Raw genomic sequence first — 16,514 nt, 5'->3', positions numbered from 1 at the left:
GCCCTATCCTCGGGCCATGCGACGCCACCGCGCCGAAGGCTTGTTCGTGCTCGACCGCTCCGCACTGGCCGACGGTTCCCTCGTGCTGCTGTGCGAACGCCAGGTCGGCGACGCGTTCGACGTGGCGCTGGCCTGGTTCGGCCCCGGCGGCGGGCACGTCGACCCGCTCGACCCCGTGCCGGACGACGGGTGGCCCGACCACCGCCCGACCCTGCTCGCGCACCCCGCCGGCGGCTGCGTCGTGCTGTCCGGACCGGCGCGGGCCCACCGGCACCCGGGCCCCGGCGAGCGGCACGAGATCCCGGTGACCGGCGTCGAGGCGCTGACGGCGCGGGCACCCGCCCCGCGCCTGCACGGCGGGTCGGCGGTGAGCGACGTGGCGGACTGGCACGTCGTGCTCGCCCACGGCGTGCTGGTCCGGGAGCTCCGCCACACCGCGCGGTTCGCGATCGACCCGGCCACCGGCGCGGCGGCGTGGCACGAGGTGTGGACTCCGGACCCGGCGGACTTCCCGACCGACCGCTTCGGCCTCGACCAGGCCGGAGACGACGAACCCCGCGCCGTGTCGGTGACCGCGACGCTGAAAGCGGGCGGTCGGACGTACGTGGTGTCCGAAGGCTCGGACCTGGGCTCCACCCACCGCTACGGCGCGGACTTCTTCACCTGCGCCGAACTGGACGGCGGCCGGGTCGTCCGCCGCCCGCACGAGCAGTCCGGGTGGAAGCGCCGGGCCGGCAAGCACGGGCTGCGCGGCCGGTTCACCGCCGACGGCACCCACCTGCTGCTCACCCCGGTCTTCCGGACCGGCGAGTGGAAGGGCCGCCAGCGCCTGCTGCCCCTGCCCGAGGGCGAGCCGCACGAGCCGGTCAAGCCCAGGGGGCTGGCCAAGGCCGTGCTGCTCGACCGCAACGGCGGCACGTGGTGGCTCCAGGACGGCGACGAGTTCATCGCCCTGACCGACGACCTCGGGCGCTGAACCGTCCACGGCGACCGGAGCAACGGGTGTGGGCGGTCGGCCGTCGTGCTGCCGCGCAGGTGCTCGTAACGTCGGGGCATGGGTCTGCGCGCGCGGGTGTGGTCGGTGGCGGCGGTGGTCGTGGTGCTGGTGTCGGGCAGCGCTGTCGCGGTCGCCGCCCCGTACACGAGGCAGTTCCGGGGCGAGGGCGACAGCAGCTTCGGGTTCGCCTGGATCTACGCGCGGGCCGACGCCCGCAGCAAGGCGGTGGGCGACGGGTTCACCGACCCGGAGGCGCAGTGCGCCGAGATCTCCGCCACCGGCACCACCTACGACGCGACGGTGGCCTGGGAGTGCACCCGATAGGGCGTCAGCCGACACGCCGGTTCATTTTCACGCGCGATCTGCTGCTCCCGGGGTAGGTTCGCGGCATGACGGAACAGCAGGAAGTCCTCGCGGAGTTCGGCTCGACCGGCGTGCTGGACGGCCTGCGCTGGGCCTACCACTCGGCGACCACGCGCGCGCTGGAGGACTTCTCCGAGGCCGACGGCCACGACGCGGCCTGGCTGGGCAACACCCGCTTCACCCTGTTCCGCAACCGGCTGGACCGCGTCTTCCACTGCGAGCGCTACGCCGCGCCGGACGCCGACTCCGGCCTGGACGAGCTGTACGCCCGCCTGTCGGGCAAGGACATCGACACCATGCCCCGGGTCGCGCCCGGCGTGGTGCACCGGTCGAACCTGAACAACAGCCCCGGCTGGGCGGTCGGCCACCGCCGGTTCCTGCTCGCGGCGGGCGAGTTCGGCAAGCTGGGCGAGCTGGCGTGGGCCCGGCGCAGCAGCACCAAGCAGCGGGTCGCGCTGCAACGGGAGTCCCACCCGGCCCAGCCGTCGCTGTTCGAGCAGTCGGCGGAGGAGCAGGCCGGCGGCCTGTTCTCGCTCACCTCGCAGGTCCTCGACCTCGACACCTACGTCGTCGCGCACAGCCTCGACCCGGTCGGCCGCCGCCGGGAGCTGATCCTGGGCCGCGCCCGGCTCAACGCGGGCGGCGGCCCGGCGTGGGCGTGGCGGGTGGACGTGCTCGACGGCCCGACCGCCGCGCGCAGGACCACCGCGCCCCCGGCACCCGCCACCGGCCCGGCGGCCGACCCGGGCACCGGCAGCGCGCCCGACGCCCCCGTGCGCCTGCGCGGCCGGGACGGTCTCGCCAGCGGTGAGCGGTGAGCGCTCGCACCCCTGCGGCGGACGTCGCCCCGGTGTTCGACGGGTCCCGGCTCACGCTCGCCCGCAAGCTCGCCGGGCTGCGCAAGAGCGACCTCGCCGGCCGGGTGGGCAAGAGCCCCACGGCGGTGGCGGCGTGGGAGTCGGGCGCGAAGCGGCCCACCGCCGCCACCGTCGCGCACCTGGCGCTGAGCCTGGCCGTGGACCCCGGGTTCTTCGCGGTGCGCGCCGCCGACGTGGCCTCGGTCAGCTCCACCCCGCACTTCCGCTCGCTGCGCTCGACCAGCCAGCTCGCCCGCGACCAGGCGTTCGCCTACGGGCAGGTGGCGGTGGACGTGGCGGCCGGCCTGGAGCGGCACGTCGAGTTCCCCGCGCCGGACGTGCCGTGCCTGCCGGTCGCGGCGGACGACCCGGACGACGGCCCCGAGCGGGCCGCGCGGCTGGTGCGCGAGCGGTGGGGCGTCGGACCGGGGCCGGCCGGGCACCTGGTGCGGCTGCTGGAGAACCGGGGCGTGCTGGTCGTGTTCAGCCCGCCGGTCGCGGCGTCGGTGGACGCCTACTCGTTCGACGGCGGGCTGCGGCCCGTGGTGGTGCTCAACCCGGTCAAGCGCGACTACTACCGGCAGCGGTTCGACGTGGCGCACGAGCTGGGCCACCTGGTGATGCACGCCGACGCCGAACCGGGCGGGCGGGGCGTGGAGGACCAGGCGCACCGGTTCGCCGCCGAGCTGCTGATGCCCGCCGACCAGGTGCGCGACCTGCTGCCCGCGACGATGGGCGGCGCGGTCTGGCCGACGCTGGCGCGGCTGAAGGAGCAGTGGGGCGTCAGCATCCAGGCGCTGCTGTACCGGGCGCGCTGGCTCGGCCGGCTGGGTGACGTCTCCTACCGCAACGCCATGGCGACCATCTCCGCCCGGGGCTGGCGGCGCAGCGAACCCGGCCTGGTGACGGTGATGGAGCAGCCGTCGCTGCTGCCGCGCGCGGTGGAGCTGCTGGCGTCGGAGGGGATCGGCGAGCAGGCGCTGACCGACCAGTGCCGGGTGCCGCCCGACCTGTTCCGCACGGTGACCGCCCGCACCCCGCTCCCGGCGGGCACCACCCGCACCGGGAGCCGGGTGGTGTCCATCCTGGACGGCGTCCGGTAGTCGCGGGTCGTCCCCACGCGAGCGGGCACCGATGAGATCGTCGCGCCGCGCCCGTCTGCACCGGGTGAGACCGACTCACGGGAGGCATGACGCCATGCGGGAACTGACCTTCGGCATGAACGTGACCCTGGACGGCTACGTCGCCGCGCCCGGCGGCGACCTCGGCTGGAGCGGCGGCGGGGGACCGGACGCGTCGCCGAGCGACGAGCTGTTCCAGTGGTGGTCCGACCGCGTGGCGGCGACGGGCCTGGCGCTGTACGGGCGCGGGCTGTGGGAGGCGATGAACTCCCACTGGCCGACCGCCGACCGGCAGCCCGGTGCCGCACCGGCGGTGGTCGAGTACGCCCGCCGCTGGCGGGACATGCCGAAGGTGGTGTTCTCGTCCACGCTCGACGCGGTCGACGGGAACACCCGCCTGGTCACCGGCGACGCGGTCGCCGAGATCGCCCGGCTCAAGGCCGAGGACGGCGGCCCGATGGACATCGGCGGTGCGACGCTCGCCGGGGCGGCCGTGCGTGCCGGGCTGGTCGACGAGTACGTGCTGGTCACCGTGCCGGTCCTGGTCGGTGGCGGCACGCCGTTCTTCACGGCGCTCGACAGCTGGGTGAGCCTGGCCCTGGTGGAGACCCGGGCGTTCCCCGGCGGCGTGCTGCTGACCCGGTACCGGACCAGGCGGTGATCACAGCGCCGGGGGCAGGCCCGGCCACGGCCGGCCGGCGGTGCCGAACCCGGTCAGCTCGGCGATCTTCCCGTCGGCGACGTGCAGGACCGCGACGGCGAACAGCCGGTGCCCCGGGCCGTCGGGGCTGCGGAGGTACAGGGCGGCGGCGGGCATCCGGTTGGCCGTCGTGGCGATACCGCGCCAGTCGTCGTGGCCGGGCTGGAAGAGCCCGCCGGAGACCCAGCCGTCCACCGCGTCCCGGGCCGTCGTGGTCACGGTGCCCTGGCCGGGCAGCATGGCGAAGCGCAGGTCGTCGCGCAGCAGGGCCGTCAGCCCGTCGAGGTCGTTGCGCTCGTGGGCGTCGATGTAGGACCTCACCACGCCGCGCTCCTCGCTCGACAGCTCGTGGGTGGCGGGGCTGCGCCAGTCCAGGCGGCGGTCGGGCAGCCGTCCGCGCACCGTCCCGCGCGCCCGTTGCAGTGCGCTGGTCACCGAGGCGACGCTCAGTCCGAGGGTGTCGGCGGCCTGCGCCGCCGGCCAGCCGAGGACGTCGCGCAGGATGAACACCGCCCGCTGTCGCGGCGGTAGGTGCTGGACGGCGACGACGAACGCCAACTCGATCGTCTCCCGCGCCACCACCGCTTCCTGCGGGTCCTCGGGGAGCGCCCGGTCGGGGTACGGCTGGAGGTGCGGCAGTTCGGAGCCGGCGTCCGGCAGCTCGGACGGCACGGGCGTGCGGCGGTTGCGCTTCTCCAGGAAGTCGAGGCAGGTGTTCGTCGCGATCCGGTACAGCCAGGTGCGCAGCGCGGCGTACCCCTTGAAGGACTCCCGCTTGTGCCACGCCCGCAGGAAGGTCTCCTGCGTCAGGTCCTGGGCGTCCTCGTAGTTGGCGAGCATCCGGTAGCAGTGCACCTGAAGCTCACGCCGGTGCCGCTCGGTGATGAGCGCGAACTGCGCCGCATCGCCCGAGCGGACCACCGCGAGGAGCGAGGCTCCGTCGGTGCCCGGCGGTCTGGCGTCGGTCATGGTCGTCGATCCTTCCACCGGTGGCGAGGGGCTACCGGAACTGACGACGTGGCCGAGGATTCCTGATCGGTGCAGCCGCCGGCACCGCTCGCCGCCGGTCTAGGGGATGAAGACCTGGCCGGTCTGCGCGCCCTCGACGGACCGCACGTAGGCCAGCGCCACGTCGGCCAGGTCGACCGACGGCATCCCGGGGAAGTAGTCGCCGTACCGGTCGAGGTCCTCGGTGAACACGGTCGGGCTGACCGCGTTGACCCGCTGCGGCGCGATCTCGATCGCGGCGGCGCGCACGAACGACTCCAGCGCCCCGTTGACCAGCGACGCCGCGCTGCCGGTGACGATCGGCTCGCGCGCCAGCACGCCGGTGACCAGCGTGAACGACCCGCGTTCGGCGATCCGCGACACGCCCTGGCGGACCAGTTCCACCTGGCTGAGCACCTTGCCCTCGAACCCGGCGCGGAAGTCGTCGGGGGTGAGGTCGGCGAGGGGCTTGAACGGCACCGGGCCCGCCGCGCTCACCACCGCGTCGACCCGGCCGGCCCGCGCGTAGAGCGCGGCGATCCCGTCCGGGTCGGTGATGTCGACGCGCAGGTCGCCCGAGCTGCGACCGGCGGTGAGGACGTCGTGGCCGCGCGCGGTGAGCGCCCGGTGGACGGCGGTGCCGAGCGTGCCCGACGCCCCGATGAGCAGGATCTTCATACCGGCGACGGTAAGCGCGGTGCCCGGGGCGGGGGAAATGCTTCCCACGCGCTATTTATGCTCAGCGGTTATGAACGTGGAGCTGCGGCACCTGCGCGCGCTGGCCGCGATCGGCGACGAGGGCACCATCACCGGCGCCGCCCTCGCGCTGCGGATCAGCCAGCCCGCGCTGTCGCGCACCCTGGAGCAGTTGGAGCACCGGCTGGGCACCCGGCTCGTGGAGCGCACCACCCGGCGGCTCGCGCTGACCGAGGCCGGGCAACGGCTGTGGGAGCACGCCCACCGCATCCTCACCCAGGTGGACGACGCGCTCGGCGAGGCGTCCACCGGCCCGCGCCCGCTGCGCGTCGGGTTCGGGTGGGCGGCGCTGGGCCGGCACACCGTGCCGCTGCTGCGCGGCTGGCGCGACCGCGCCCCGGGCACCGCCGTGCGGGTCCGCCGCTGCGACGACCCGGAGGTCGCGCTGCACCGGGGCGAGGTCGACGTGGCGTTCACCCGCGCCGCGCCGAGCCACCCCGCGCTGCTGGCGCGCACGCTGTACCGCGAGCCGCGCATCGCCGCCGTCCCCGAGCACGACCCGTTGGCGCTGCGCGGCGAGGTGCGCCTCGCGGACCTCGCGGACCGCCCGGTGGCGCTGTGCTCGACGGCCGCCACCACCAGCGCGGAACTCTGGCCGGAAGGGCTGCGCCCGGACACGGTCGAGGTGCCCGGCGCGGACGAGTGGGTCACCACGATCGCCACCGGCGACGCGGTGGGCGTGACCACCGAGGCGACCGGCCACAGCCACCCGCACCCCGGCATCCGGTACCTGCCGCTCGCCGACGCCGGCCCGGTCGCCGTGCACCTGGTGTGGCCGCGCACGCCGACCCACCCGGCCACGTCGGCGTTCCGCGAGCACGCCGCCGCGCTGCTCGCCTCCCCGGCCGCCGACCGAGCGACCCGCTGACGCCGGGGCCGGGCGTCAGCCCGCGAGCGCGTCCCCGGCGGGCAGCAGGCCGGTGCCGGGGGCGCAGTTGACCCACTCGGCGGTCAGCCCACCGGCGTCCAGGACCCGCACCTCGTGCCACAGCCGCAGGCGCAGTTCCGGGCCGTTCGGCTCGACCAGGGCCGTCCAGAACGCGCCCAGGATGGCGTGGTGGGTCGGGTGGTGGTGCGCCCACCGCTCCAGGTCGGCCAGACCGCGCCACCACGCGCAGACCGCCGACGAAGGCGCCTCGCCGCCGTCCTCGCCCAAGTCCTCGACGAGCCGGATGGCCAGGCAGCCGTCCTCGGCGGGCGCGGTGGACAGGTGGCGCACGGCGGCGCGGTAGGTCGGCTCGACCTGCTCCCGGTAGGCCGTGAGCTGGTCCTGCGGCGCCAGTGCCCAGTCCTGGGCGGTGCGGATCAGGCACAGCCCGGCGGGTGACGGCGCGGCCAGCCGCACGCGCCGGCCGCGCGGCGACCCGCCGACCGGCAGGTCGGTGCGCAGCGGCGCGGTGGCCCCGGCCAGGTCGACGTCCTCGATCCGGTCCCGTGCCGCGTGCGGGTAGTCGTGCAGGTCGGTGTCGCCCACGGGCGCGAGCGTGGACGGCCCGGCCGCCTGGGTGCTGGAGTACATCGTCTCCATCCGGGTGACCGGGGTGGTGACCGTCTCGTGCCAGTGCCCGACCGGCCCGTCCACCGGCAGCCCGGCCCACCAGTCGGCCACCGACGCCCACCAGGCGGCGTGCGCGGCCGGATCGGTCCAGTAGCAGGCCACGACCTCTTCGACCGGCGCGTCGGGTGCGGCGGTCCGGCTGCGTTCGACGGTGGTCGGCCCGTGCGGGCCGGTCAGCCGCGCGCGCACCAGCGCGGCGGCCTCCGCGACCTGGCCGCGATCCGCGCCCTGCACCCCGATGAACGCCACGACGACGTCGGAAACCCCGTCCGGCCAGCGGACCTCGCGCGCCGGGCCGCCGCGCGGCACGTGCCCGTCCGGGCGGTGCGGCGCCGGCCTGGCGGGTCCGGTGCCGGGCACGACGCGGGGTTCGGCCTGATCCACTGGTGCTGCCTCCGGGGGGTTGCGCCGCGCGGACGCGGCTCGCTCGACGGGTGACCCGCGACCGGTGTGGACGGATCGCGGGCCAGCACAGTGTCGCGGACCGGAAGCGCGCGTGGAACCGGATTGCGCAACCTTCCCGATCTTCGTCCGCCAACCCCGACGCAGGTGTCCACTTCGGACCGAAGTCGAGCGTTGCTCGGTGTTCGCGGCTCCCGTGTTCGCGGCTCCCGGGGGAGCCGCGACCCGGTCACCCCTCGTCTTCGGGGCCTCGCAGCTCCCACGCGCCGCGCCGGCGCAGCACCAGCAGGTAGTACAGCGCGGACACCACGGCGATGCCCACCGTGATGAGCAGGCTCGGCCGCCCGATCACCGGGTCTGCGGCGTTCTGCCACACCACGTAGGCCAGGGCCAGCAGTGCCAGCACGGGTGCCACCGGGAACAGCGGCATCCGGTACGCCGCGTGCGCCGTGCTGCGGTTGCGCCGTCCGTTGAGGACCGCCAGGCACAGCGCCGCGTACACCGCCACGATCGAGGTGGCCGTGACGACGAGCAGGAAGTCCTTGTCCACGAAGCACAGCGCCGTGGCGAACGCGCCGGTGGCCAGGGTGGCGATCCACGGCGTGCCGGTGCGCGGGTGGATGGCGGCCAGGTTGCGGCTGATGTTGCCCGGCCAGGCCGCGTCGCGGCCGGTGCTGAACACCATCCGGGAGGTGATGAGGATGATCGCCAGCACCGCGTTGAGGATGGCCAGCGCGACGGCGAGGCTGATGACGGTGTTCACCGTGGACCCGGCCTGCGCGGTGACGAAGTAGCTCATCATGTTCTCGGCCGCGAACAGCTCCTCCAGCGACGGTGCGCCCAGCAGCACGGCCGTGACCGGGATCAGCTCGGACGCCACGGTGATCGCCAGCGCCCACAGGATGGCGCGGGCGATGCCCCGGTGGGCGTTGGCCGTCTCCTCGCCGAAGTAGACCGCCGAGCCGTACCCGTTGTAGGAGAAGATCGCCACGGCCGCCGCAGCGGCGATCAGCCCGACGGCGGCGGGCCCGACCACGCCGTCGGACGCGGCGACCGGGTTGGCGAGCAGCTCGCCCAGCGGCCGGGCCGGGTCGAACAGGCCCAGCGCGCTCACCACGACCAGCGCCACCATCTCGATCACCAGGAACACGCCGGTGATCCACGCGTTGAGCTTCACGTCGAAGACGGCCAGCACGGTCGCGCCCGCCGTGGTCACGGCGGCCACGAGCGGACCGGGCAGGCCGGGGACCAGCACCTCCAGGTAGGTGCCGACGCCCAGCGCGATGACCGCGATGATCAGCAGCTGGGTGACCATGAGCAGGCCCAGGGTGACGAACCCGGGCAACTTGCCCAGGGTGCGGGCGACGATCGCGTACTCGCCGCCGCTGAGCGGGTAGGCGGAAGCGAGTTCGGCGTAGACGAACGCCATGAACACGCCCACCACGGCGGCGAGCGCGAAGCTCCAGAACGCGCCGCTGCCGGCCTGCGCCACCACGCCCGGCGCGATGATGAAGACCGAGGACGCGGGCGAGATGGCGGACAGGGTGATCAGCAGCGTCCCGAGCACCTTCAGCCCCCGGCGCAGGGCCGGTGTCGAGCGCTGGTCGGTCGGGAGTGGAGCGGGTGACGACGATGGATCCGGCATGGCGGTCTCCTCGGTCCCGGTTCTTTGACTGGACATCAAAGAACCGGAACCTGCCGGAGTCAATAGCACGTGTGACAAAGGTTGAGATTCTGCGAGCCGTACTTGCGTTCTTCGAAGATCACCCGAAGAATCGACGCCATGCCGAGACCCAGCCGGGCCCACGAGAAGCGCGGCGAGCTGGTCGCCGCCGCGCGCCAGGCCCTCCTCGACCGGGGCCTGCTCGACCTGCGCCTGCGCGACGTCGCCGACCAGGCCGCCATGTCGACCGGGTCGGTGCTCTACTACTTCCCGACCCTCGCCGACCTGCTCTACGAGGTGCAGCGCGAGGCCATCGAGCGGTTCTGCGTGGACCGCGAGCACGCCGCCCGCCGCGAACCCGACCCGCGCCGCCGGCTCGTCGTGACGATCCGCGCGGGCCTGCCGACCGGCCAGGACGACGAGCTGTGCAAGCTGATCTACGAGCTGGGCGCGCACGCCCGGCGGGACCCCGCCTACGCCGCCCAGCACATCCGGCTGTGCGAGCGGCAGGTCGCCCTCTACACGTCCGTCCTGGAGGCCGGCGCGGCCACCGGGGTGTTCGACCTGACCCGGGACGCGACGACGATCGCCCGCGCCCTGGTGTCGCTGGAAGACGGGCTGGGCCTGCACATCACGCAGGCCGTGCCCACGTTCACCGTCCCCCAGGCCGAGGCGATCCTGCTCGCGTACGCGGCCGACACCACCCGATGCGAACTGGAGGCGTGAATGCGCGCACGCGACCTCGGAATCCGGCTGCTCGGCGACACCGGGCCGCTCAACGCGATCACCGACGTGCCCGGCGTGGAGGTCGGCTACACCACGCTGATCGAGGGTGACGCGGTGCGCACGGGCGTGACCGCCGTCCTGCCGCGCGGCCGGTCGGGCGTCAACGTGCCGTGCACGGCGGGCTGGTACTCGCTCAACGGCAACGGCGAGATGACCGGCACCGCCATGCTCAGCGAAGCCGGCCAGCTGCGGATGCCGGTGCTGATCACCAACACGCACGCGGTCGGCCCGTGCCACCGGGGCGCGATCGACTGGGCGGCCCGCGAGCACCCCGAGGTCACCGCCCAGTGGTTGCTGCCGGTCGTCGCGGAGACCTGGGACGGCTACCTCAACGACATCAACGGCCCGCACGTGCGCCCGGAGCACGCCGTGGCCGCGATCGAGGACGCCCGCCCCGGCCCGGTGGCCGAGGGCTCGCTCGGCGGCGGGACGGGCATGAACTGCTACGCCTTCAAGGGCGGCAACGGCACGTCGTCCCGCGTGGTCCGGTACGAGGGCGACACCTACTCGGTGGGCGTGTTCCTCCAGGCCAACTTCGGCGGCCGGCGCGAGCTGACGGTGGCCGGCGTGCCGGTGGGGGAGGCGCTGACCGACGACAACCCGATCGAGGACGGCGACTGGAAGACCCCGCCCGGCGCGGGGTCGGTGATCGTCGTGGTCGCCACGGACGCGCCCCTGCTGCCGGGCCAGTGCGCGGCCCTCGCCCGCCGGGTGCCGCTCGGCCTGGCCCGCACCGGCACCACCGGGTCGCACTTCTCCGGCGACATCTTCCTGGCGTTCTCCACGGGCAACGGCGGGTCGATGACCCCGTCGGCGTTCTCGGAGGGGGAGCTGGGCTACGACCAGGTGCGCAACGTGCCGTGGAGCCGGATGGACGACTTCTTCGCGGCGGTGGTCTACGCGACGGAGGAGGCGGTGCTCAACGCCCTGGTGGCGGGCCGCGACATGACCGGCCGCGACGGCCGCCGCTCACCCGGCCTGCCGCTGGACCGGGTGGCCGAACTCGTCCGCCGCTGACCCCTGCTCCCGCCGCTGACTCCTGCTCCCGCCGCTGACTCCTGCTCCCGCCGGTGACCCCTGCTCCCGCCGGTGGTCCCGGCGGGAGCAGGCAGCAGGACCAGGGCGGTGACCGTGGTGAGAGGTGGGGCCGCGATCACCGCCGGTGGAAGCGCCGCCGGCCGGTCACCGGTCCGGCGTGTCGGCGAACGCCTCCCGCAACAGCTCCTCCTGCTCGGCGGACAGGTTGGTGGTGATCAGCTCCGCCCCGGTGGCGCGGAACTCCTCGGCCACCCGCTCCACCACCGCGTCCCGCGACAGCACGAACAGCGCCGACGTGCCCGGCGTGACCACCTCCCGCACCTGCCGGATGAAGTCGTCGTCGATGCCCGCCTTGCTCAACGACCCGGCGAGCGCGCCGAGCCCCGCGCCCACCGCCGCACCGAGCAGCGGCACCAGGAACAGCAGCCCGAACAGCAGCCCCCAGAACGCACCGCCCAGCGCGCCCGCCCCGGTGAGCTTGCCGACCTCCTTGGTCTTCGGGCGCTTCGCGCCCTCCTCCCAGGAGACCCGGGCGGCGTCCTCGACCTGGATCAGCTGCCGCTTGCGCAGCGAATCCAGCACCGACAACGCCTTCTGCGCCCCGTCCGCAGTGTCGAACTTCCACACGGTCAACGTCGCCATGCACGCCTCCTCGTCGTCGCGTGCCACCACGATGGCCCCGCGCCCGGCATCCGGACCTCGCCCGGCGCGGGCGGTTCCGGCCCACCCGGATCACCTGCGGCGGGTGACGACCGGGCTCCGCGCGGCCGGGGACGCTGGGGCGCGGAGACGAGGAGGCCGCCCATGACCGTCCACACCGGACACCACGAAGACCTGGTCCCGCTGCCGATCGGCTTCGACGCCGCCCTGTGGGGCTACCGCCGCGACCAGGTGCGCCACTACGTGCGCGACGCCGAGTTCGAGCTGCGGACCGTCGCCGTCGACCGCGACGCCGCCCTGGCGCACGCCGACCGGCTGCGCCGCCACCTGGAGGCGGCCCGCGCCGAGAACCGCCGCCTGCGCGCCCGCGTGGACCGGATGTGCCGCCGCCCGCTGCCCGTCGACGCCGCCGGCGACCTCGCGCGCCGGGTCGTGGAGCTGGCGCACGAGGAAGCCGCCCAGATCACCGCGCAGGCCCGAGCGGCGACCGAGCAGGGCTGGGCCGAGGCGGCGGCGAGCGCGGCGCGGCTGGCCCGCCGGCACCAGTGGCTGCTGGGCGAACTCGACGCCCGCCGCCGCGCGATGGAACGCGAGCACCGGCAGCTCGTGGAGAAAACCGAAGCGCACCTGGTGTCGGTGACGTCGACCGCGGAACACCGGCGGCGTGAACTCGACGAGCGCGCCGACCGCCAGCGCAAGCAGATCCAGTCGGACTTCACCGCCGCGATGTCGATGCGCCGCGCGGAGTCCCTGGCGCGACTGGCAGAACGCGAACAGGCCGCCGAGGCGTTGGCCGCGAACGCCGCCGACCAGGTCGCGGCCCTGCACGCCCAGCGCGACCGGGTCTTGGCCGAACTCCGCGCGGTGCAACGGGCTCTGACCGAAGCGACCACCGTCGTCACCCCGCCCACCCCCGACCACCGGCCGGCGTTCCGGCCCCCGAGCCCCCGAGCGTCGACGGATTCCCGGGTCGCCGGCCGCACCGGGTGACACCGCACTGCCGCCGGACCCGGCGCGGGTGACGCCGGATCACACCGCGCCCGACGCGGGTGAAACCCGCTGCCTCGCCCGTCGCGGGTGGTGACCGCGCCCGCGCCCCGCTGCAGGGTGGGAGCCACGGACCACGAGCGAAGGGATTCGCGATGAGCCAGGAGTTCTACGAGGCGGAGCGCTCCGGCCGCCCGCCGATCGGCGGCGCGTGGGCGCGGTGGATCACGTTCGCCGGCATCATGCTGATCGTCATCGGCATCTTCACCGTGGTCGAAGGGCTGGTGGCGCTGTTCCACGACCAGTACTACGTGGCCGGCGCGGACGCCGTGCTGGTGTTCGACCTCACCGGCTGGGGCTGGGTGCACCTGGTCGTCGGCGTGGTGCTGCTGCTGACCGGGCCGGTGCTGTGGACGGGCGCGGCGTGGGCGCGGATCGTGACAATCGTGTTCGCCTCGCTGAACGCGGTGGCGCAACTGGCCTTCGTCGGCGTCCAACCGGTGTGGTCCACGATCGTGATCGCGCTGAACGTCATGGTGATCTGGGCGGTGGTGGTGCACGGCGGAAAAGCCGCACAGGGCTGGTGACCACCCGGTCACCGACCCGTCCCGGGACCCCGGTCCGGTGCCACGCGTGGTCCGGCGGCACCCCCGTGCGGCCGACCTCAGGCCGCTCGTCGGCGGCTCACCGGGCGCAGCCGGGGCCGGGACTGCGGCTCGCTCTCCGGCGGGTCCCGGTCCTCCGCGCCCGCGCTGGAGTCCGGCGCGTCGGGCAGCGGCTCCGCGACCCGCCCACCGTCCGGGCCCCGCCGCCCCCGGTGCACCACGACCAGCAGCACCAGCCCCAGCACCAGCACCGCGTGCGACGTGACCCGCTGGACCGTCGCCTCGCCGTTCACCAGGTCCTGCGCCGAGAACGCCCCGAGCACCACCACGAACCCCGCCAGCACCGGCAGCATCCCGGTCGTGGCGCGCGGCCGGAGCGCCGCCCACAGCAGCCCGAGGCCCAGCGCCAGGTTCCACGCCGTGCTCTCGTTGAACAGGTGGCTCCCGCTCGCGCCGTGGATGCCGTGCCCCGTCGAACCGCCTTCCGGCCCCGACCCGAGCAGTTGCCCCAGCCCCAACGTCACCTGCGCGACCGCCACCCCCGCCAGCGCCGCGCGCGGGTACCAGCCGCGCGTCGCCCCCACCTGCGGCGCGGCAGCCACCACCGCGTCCACCAGGTCGGGCGTCGCCACCGCCGGCCGCAGCCGCAGCGACCGGGTCAGCGCGGCGGCGTCGTCCTGCCACGCGCGGCACGCGGCGCACCCGTCCAGGTGCGCGTCGGTGTCGGCGGGCGGAGCGGGCTCGGCCTCGCCGTCCAGTCGCGCCGACAGAGCCTCCCGGCAGGTGTCGCAGTCCACGCCCATATTGTCGGGCAAGCAGGCGCGGAAGTTCCCGGCGCGGGGTGCACTAACCTTGGGCACCGTGTCGATCTCACGCGGTGACGACGACGAGGTCACCCGCCTGGCCCTGGCCGCCGGCGCCGGCGACCGCGTTGCGCTGGAGCGGTTCGTCCGCGCCACCCAGCGCGACGTGTGGCGACTGGTAGCCCACCTGACCGACCCGGGCCGTGCCGACGACCTGGCGCAAGAGGTCTACCTGCGCGCGCTGCGCAGCCTCCCGTCGTTCGAGGGCCGGTCGTCCGCCCGCACCTGGCTGCTGTCGATCGCCCGCCGCACCGTCGTGGACCACATCCGGACGGCCGGCGCACGTCCCGCGATCGCCTGGTCGACCGACTTCCAGCAGGCGTCGGACGCGCAGCGCTCGGCAGACCGGACGGCGGGCTTCGAAGACGTGGTCGAACTCGGCCTGCTGCTGGCCGCACTGCCGGCGGACCGCCGGGAGGCCCTGCTGCTGACGCAGGTGCTGGGCCTGTCCTACGCCGAAGCGGCCGAGGTCTGCGGCTGCCCGATCGGCACCGTCCGGTCGCGGGTGGCGCGCGCCCGAGAGGACCTGCTCCGCAACCAGAACCACAGGGACATGACCGCCGGCTGACCACGCGGCAGTGCCTTTGCGGGCGTTCTGACCTGCGCACACTTCTCCCGGCTCACCGAACCCGCTCCGATCCGGTGCCCATCTCGTCGCGCCATCCTCCGGTCAGCCCGGCGTCGAGTTCCGCCTCCAGTCCGGCCTCCTCCAGACCCGACTCCGTCAGCTCGGCCTCCTCCAGTCCGGCCCCTGTCAGGTCGGCCCCTGTCAGGTCGGCCTCTGTCAGGTCGGCCTCCGTCGCGGTGACCGGGTCGAGCGCCGACCGGGTGCCGTCGAGCCGCCGTTTCAACTCGGCCATCAGCTCGGCGTCGGTGAGCAACGAGGAGTCCGGCCGGGCCCGCTGGAGGTGCACCTCGTCATCGAACAGCAGCCCGGCGACCACGAGCACCTCCACGATGCTGGTGTCGAACAGCCGCGCGATGGACCGTGCAGTCGGCACGGACATCGACCGCCCCTGCCGCCACTCGGTGAGCCGACTCCGGTGCACACCGGTGGCCCGAGCCAGGTCCCCGGTCGTCAGGCCCCGATCGTCGAGGTTGCGTCGGATGTACTTCCACAGGCGAGGTGCGTGATCGATGTCCACAAGACCATCATAGTCCTGTACGCAAAACGCCCGTCCTGTGCTCGCTAGACAACCCGCCGCCCGTCCACGCCGCTGCCGCCCCGCCTCCCTCCAGTTCCACCCCTCGCTGTCCAACCGTCCTCACCACGCACCCAGGCGATCCGGAGAACCCTCATGGCGCAAACGCTGAACCTGTGGAAGCACAACCTGGGGAAGCTGCCGGAAACGCTCTGGCGGCAGACGGACCTCGAAGTCCTGATCCTGGCCGACAACAACCTGACGGACATCTCCCCGAAAATCGGCCTGCTGCACGCTCTCCGCACCCTGGACCTGGGTCACAACGAACTTTCGGACGTCCCCGAAGAACTATGCGACCTGCCGGCCCTGACGGACTTCCTCTACCTGCACGACAATCACCTGACCGTGCTGCCGAAATCACTCGGAAAGCTGACGCAACTCCGCTACCTGAACCTCGGCGAAAACCGCCTGGCCGAACTCCCCGACACCATCGGCGACATGCGCGCCCTGATCGAACTACGAGCGCAACACAACACCCTGACCCACCTGCCGGACACGCTCGGCCGCCTCGCCCAACTCCGCGAACTCTGGCTACGCGGCAACACCCTCAGCCACCTACCGCAGTCCACCGCCGACCTGGCCCGACTCCGCCACCTCGACCTCCGCGAGAACGCGCTGACCGAGATCCCGCCGTCCCTGGCCGGCCTACCGCGACTCCGCCACCTCGACGTGCGCTCCAACCGCATCGAGGCACTACCGGACTGGATCGCCCAACTGCCGTCCCTGGAGAAACTGGACCTGCGCTGGAACGACGTGAGCCCCGCTCCACGCCTCCTGGACGACCTGGCACGACGTGGCTGCGTAGTCCTCATGTGAGCCGGCTGCCCTGTCGAGTCCCCGGGCGGTCCGAGTTCGAAACGACCGCTCAGGCTCGGGACTCGAACACCCGCTCTGCCGCGCCCGCTCCACCCTGCCCCGCTCCGCCCGTGCCCGCCCCGCTACGCCCGCCCCGTCCCGCCCGCCCCGTCA

The 16,514-nt window shown here is 74.1% G+C and carries 19 protein-coding genes; 12 read left to right on the top strand and 7 right to left on the bottom strand.

Features of this window, described 5'->3' with window-relative positions; genetic code table 11:
- Positions 1-16: 16 nt before the first annotated feature.
- From AB0I60_RS03460 to AB0I60_RS03440, 5 genes are all read left to right on the top strand, one after another.
- Complete coding sequence (locus AB0I60_RS03460; RefSeq protein ID WP_360725595.1) at positions 17-976, top strand: hypothetical protein; 960 nt, start codon at positions 17-19, stop codon at positions 974-976.
- A 78-nt stretch (positions 977-1,054) separates the two neighbouring features.
- On the top strand, positions 1,055-1,321 hold the full coding sequence (locus AB0I60_RS03455; RefSeq protein ID WP_360725594.1) for a hypothetical protein: 267 nt from the start codon (positions 1,055-1,057) through the stop codon (positions 1,319-1,321).
- A 65-nt stretch (positions 1,322-1,386) separates the two neighbouring features.
- Positions 1,387-2,178 (top strand): hypothetical protein, encoded by a 792-nt coding sequence (locus AB0I60_RS03450; RefSeq protein ID WP_360725593.1) that lies wholly within the window; start codon positions 1,387-1,389, stop codon positions 2,176-2,178.
- On the top strand, positions 2,175-3,320 hold the full coding sequence (locus tag AB0I60_RS03445; protein ID WP_360725592.1) for an XRE family transcriptional regulator: 1,146 nt from the start codon (positions 2,175-2,177) through the stop codon (positions 3,318-3,320). Before AB0I60_RS03450 ends, AB0I60_RS03445 begins: the two co-directional genes overlap by 4 nt.
- Positions 3,321-3,414: 94 nt before the next feature.
- Positions 3,415-3,999, top strand: a complete 585-nt coding sequence (locus tag AB0I60_RS03440; protein ID WP_360725591.1) for a dihydrofolate reductase family protein — start codon at positions 3,415-3,417, stop codon at positions 3,997-3,999.
- On the opposite strand, the gene AB0I60_RS03435 is transcribed toward AB0I60_RS03440, so the two are convergent.
- Both AB0I60_RS03435 and AB0I60_RS03430 read right to left on the bottom strand, forming a co-directional pair.
- Complete coding sequence (locus AB0I60_RS03435) at positions 4,000-5,007, bottom strand: RNA polymerase subunit sigma-70 (protein WP_360725590.1); 1,008 nt, start codon at positions 5,005-5,007, stop codon at positions 4,000-4,002. It abuts the gene before it with no gap.
- A 99-nt stretch (positions 5,008-5,106) separates the two neighbouring features.
- Positions 5,107-5,703 carry a short chain dehydrogenase gene (locus AB0I60_RS03430; protein WP_360725589.1) on the bottom strand — a complete coding sequence of 199 codons (597 nt, stop codon included), beginning with the start codon at positions 5,701-5,703 and terminating at the stop codon, positions 5,107-5,109.
- A 70-nt stretch (positions 5,704-5,773) separates the two neighbouring features.
- On the opposite strand from AB0I60_RS03430, the gene AB0I60_RS03425 reads away from it, so the two are divergent.
- Positions 5,774-6,649: a LysR family transcriptional regulator gene (locus AB0I60_RS03425; protein WP_360725588.1), complete on the top strand. Its 876-nt coding sequence runs from the start codon at positions 5,774-5,776 to the stop codon at positions 6,647-6,649.
- A 15-nt stretch (positions 6,650-6,664) separates the two neighbouring features.
- Here the strand turns inward: AB0I60_RS03425 and AB0I60_RS03420 are convergent, their stop codons facing one another.
- Together AB0I60_RS03420 and AB0I60_RS03415 are read right to left on the bottom strand one after the other, a co-directional pair.
- Positions 6,665-7,723: a phenylacetaldoxime dehydratase family protein gene (locus AB0I60_RS03420; RefSeq protein ID WP_360725587.1), complete on the bottom strand. Its 1,059-nt coding sequence runs from the start codon at positions 7,721-7,723 to the stop codon at positions 6,665-6,667.
- Positions 7,724-7,970: 247 nt separating this feature from the next.
- Positions 7,971-9,386, bottom strand: a complete 1,416-nt coding sequence (locus AB0I60_RS03415; protein WP_360725586.1) for an APC family permease — start codon at positions 9,384-9,386, stop codon at positions 7,971-7,973.
- A gap of 138 nt (positions 9,387-9,524) precedes the next feature.
- Here AB0I60_RS03415 and AB0I60_RS03410 point away from each other — a divergent pair, with 138 nt between their 5' ends.
- Together AB0I60_RS03410 and AB0I60_RS03405 are read left to right on the top strand one after the other, a co-directional pair.
- Positions 9,525-10,130, top strand: a complete 606-nt coding sequence (locus AB0I60_RS03410) for a TetR family transcriptional regulator C-terminal domain-containing protein (protein ID WP_360725585.1) — start codon at positions 9,525-9,527, stop codon at positions 10,128-10,130.
- The gene (locus AB0I60_RS03405) at positions 10,131-11,207 is read left to right on the top strand and encodes a P1 family peptidase (protein ID WP_360725584.1); all 1,077 of its coding nucleotides are present in this window, start codon (positions 10,131-10,133) and stop codon (positions 11,205-11,207) included.
- 165 nt (positions 11,208-11,372) lie between these two features.
- On the opposite strand, the gene AB0I60_RS03400 is transcribed toward AB0I60_RS03405, so the two are convergent.
- The gene (locus AB0I60_RS03400; RefSeq protein ID WP_360725583.1) at positions 11,373-11,870 is read right to left on the bottom strand and encodes a DUF1269 domain-containing protein; all 498 of its coding nucleotides are present in this window, start codon (positions 11,868-11,870) and stop codon (positions 11,373-11,375) included.
- Positions 11,871-12,032: 162 nt separating this feature from the next.
- Between AB0I60_RS03400 and AB0I60_RS03395 the strand changes: the two genes are divergently transcribed.
- Both AB0I60_RS03395 and AB0I60_RS03390 read left to right on the top strand, forming a co-directional pair.
- A complete protein-coding gene (locus tag AB0I60_RS03395; protein WP_360725582.1) occupies positions 12,033-12,878 on the top strand; it encodes a metallopeptidase in 846 nt (281 codons plus the stop codon).
- Positions 12,879-13,030: 152 nt separating this feature from the next.
- Positions 13,031-13,462, top strand: coding sequence for a hypothetical protein (locus AB0I60_RS03390; RefSeq protein WP_360725581.1), 432 nt, complete (start codon positions 13,031-13,033; stop codon positions 13,460-13,462).
- Between the two features lie 77 nt (positions 13,463-13,539).
- On the opposite strand, the gene AB0I60_RS03385 is transcribed toward AB0I60_RS03390, so the two are convergent.
- Complete coding sequence (locus tag AB0I60_RS03385; protein WP_360725580.1) at positions 13,540-14,283, bottom strand: zf-HC2 domain-containing protein; 744 nt, start codon at positions 14,281-14,283, stop codon at positions 13,540-13,542.
- Between the two features lie 58 nt (positions 14,284-14,341).
- Here AB0I60_RS03385 and sigC point away from each other — a divergent pair, with 58 nt between their 5' ends.
- Positions 14,342-14,911, top strand: a complete 570-nt coding sequence (sigC, locus tag AB0I60_RS03380) for an RNA polymerase sigma factor SigC (RefSeq protein WP_360725579.1) — start codon at positions 14,342-14,344, stop codon at positions 14,909-14,911.
- A gap of 52 nt (positions 14,912-14,963) precedes the next feature.
- Here sigC and AB0I60_RS03375 read toward each other — a convergent pair whose 3' ends face one another.
- The gene (locus tag AB0I60_RS03375) at positions 14,964-15,488 is read right to left on the bottom strand and encodes a helix-turn-helix domain-containing protein (protein ID WP_360725578.1); all 525 of its coding nucleotides are present in this window, start codon (positions 15,486-15,488) and stop codon (positions 14,964-14,966) included.
- Between the two features lie 153 nt (positions 15,489-15,641).
- Between AB0I60_RS03375 and AB0I60_RS03370 the strand changes: the two genes are divergently transcribed.
- Positions 15,642-16,361 (top strand): leucine-rich repeat domain-containing protein, encoded by a 720-nt coding sequence (locus AB0I60_RS03370; protein WP_360725577.1) that lies wholly within the window; start codon positions 15,642-15,644, stop codon positions 16,359-16,361.
- Positions 16,362-16,514: the final 153 nt, after the last annotated feature.

The sequence above is a fragment of the Actinosynnema sp. NPDC050436 genome, from assembly GCF_040655415.1.
Lineage (GTDB): Bacteria > Actinomycetota > Actinomycetes > Mycobacteriales > Pseudonocardiaceae > Actinosynnema.
The sequence above is the reverse complement of the archived record's forward strand: the minus strand, read 5'-3'. Positions and strand labels throughout refer to the sequence as shown.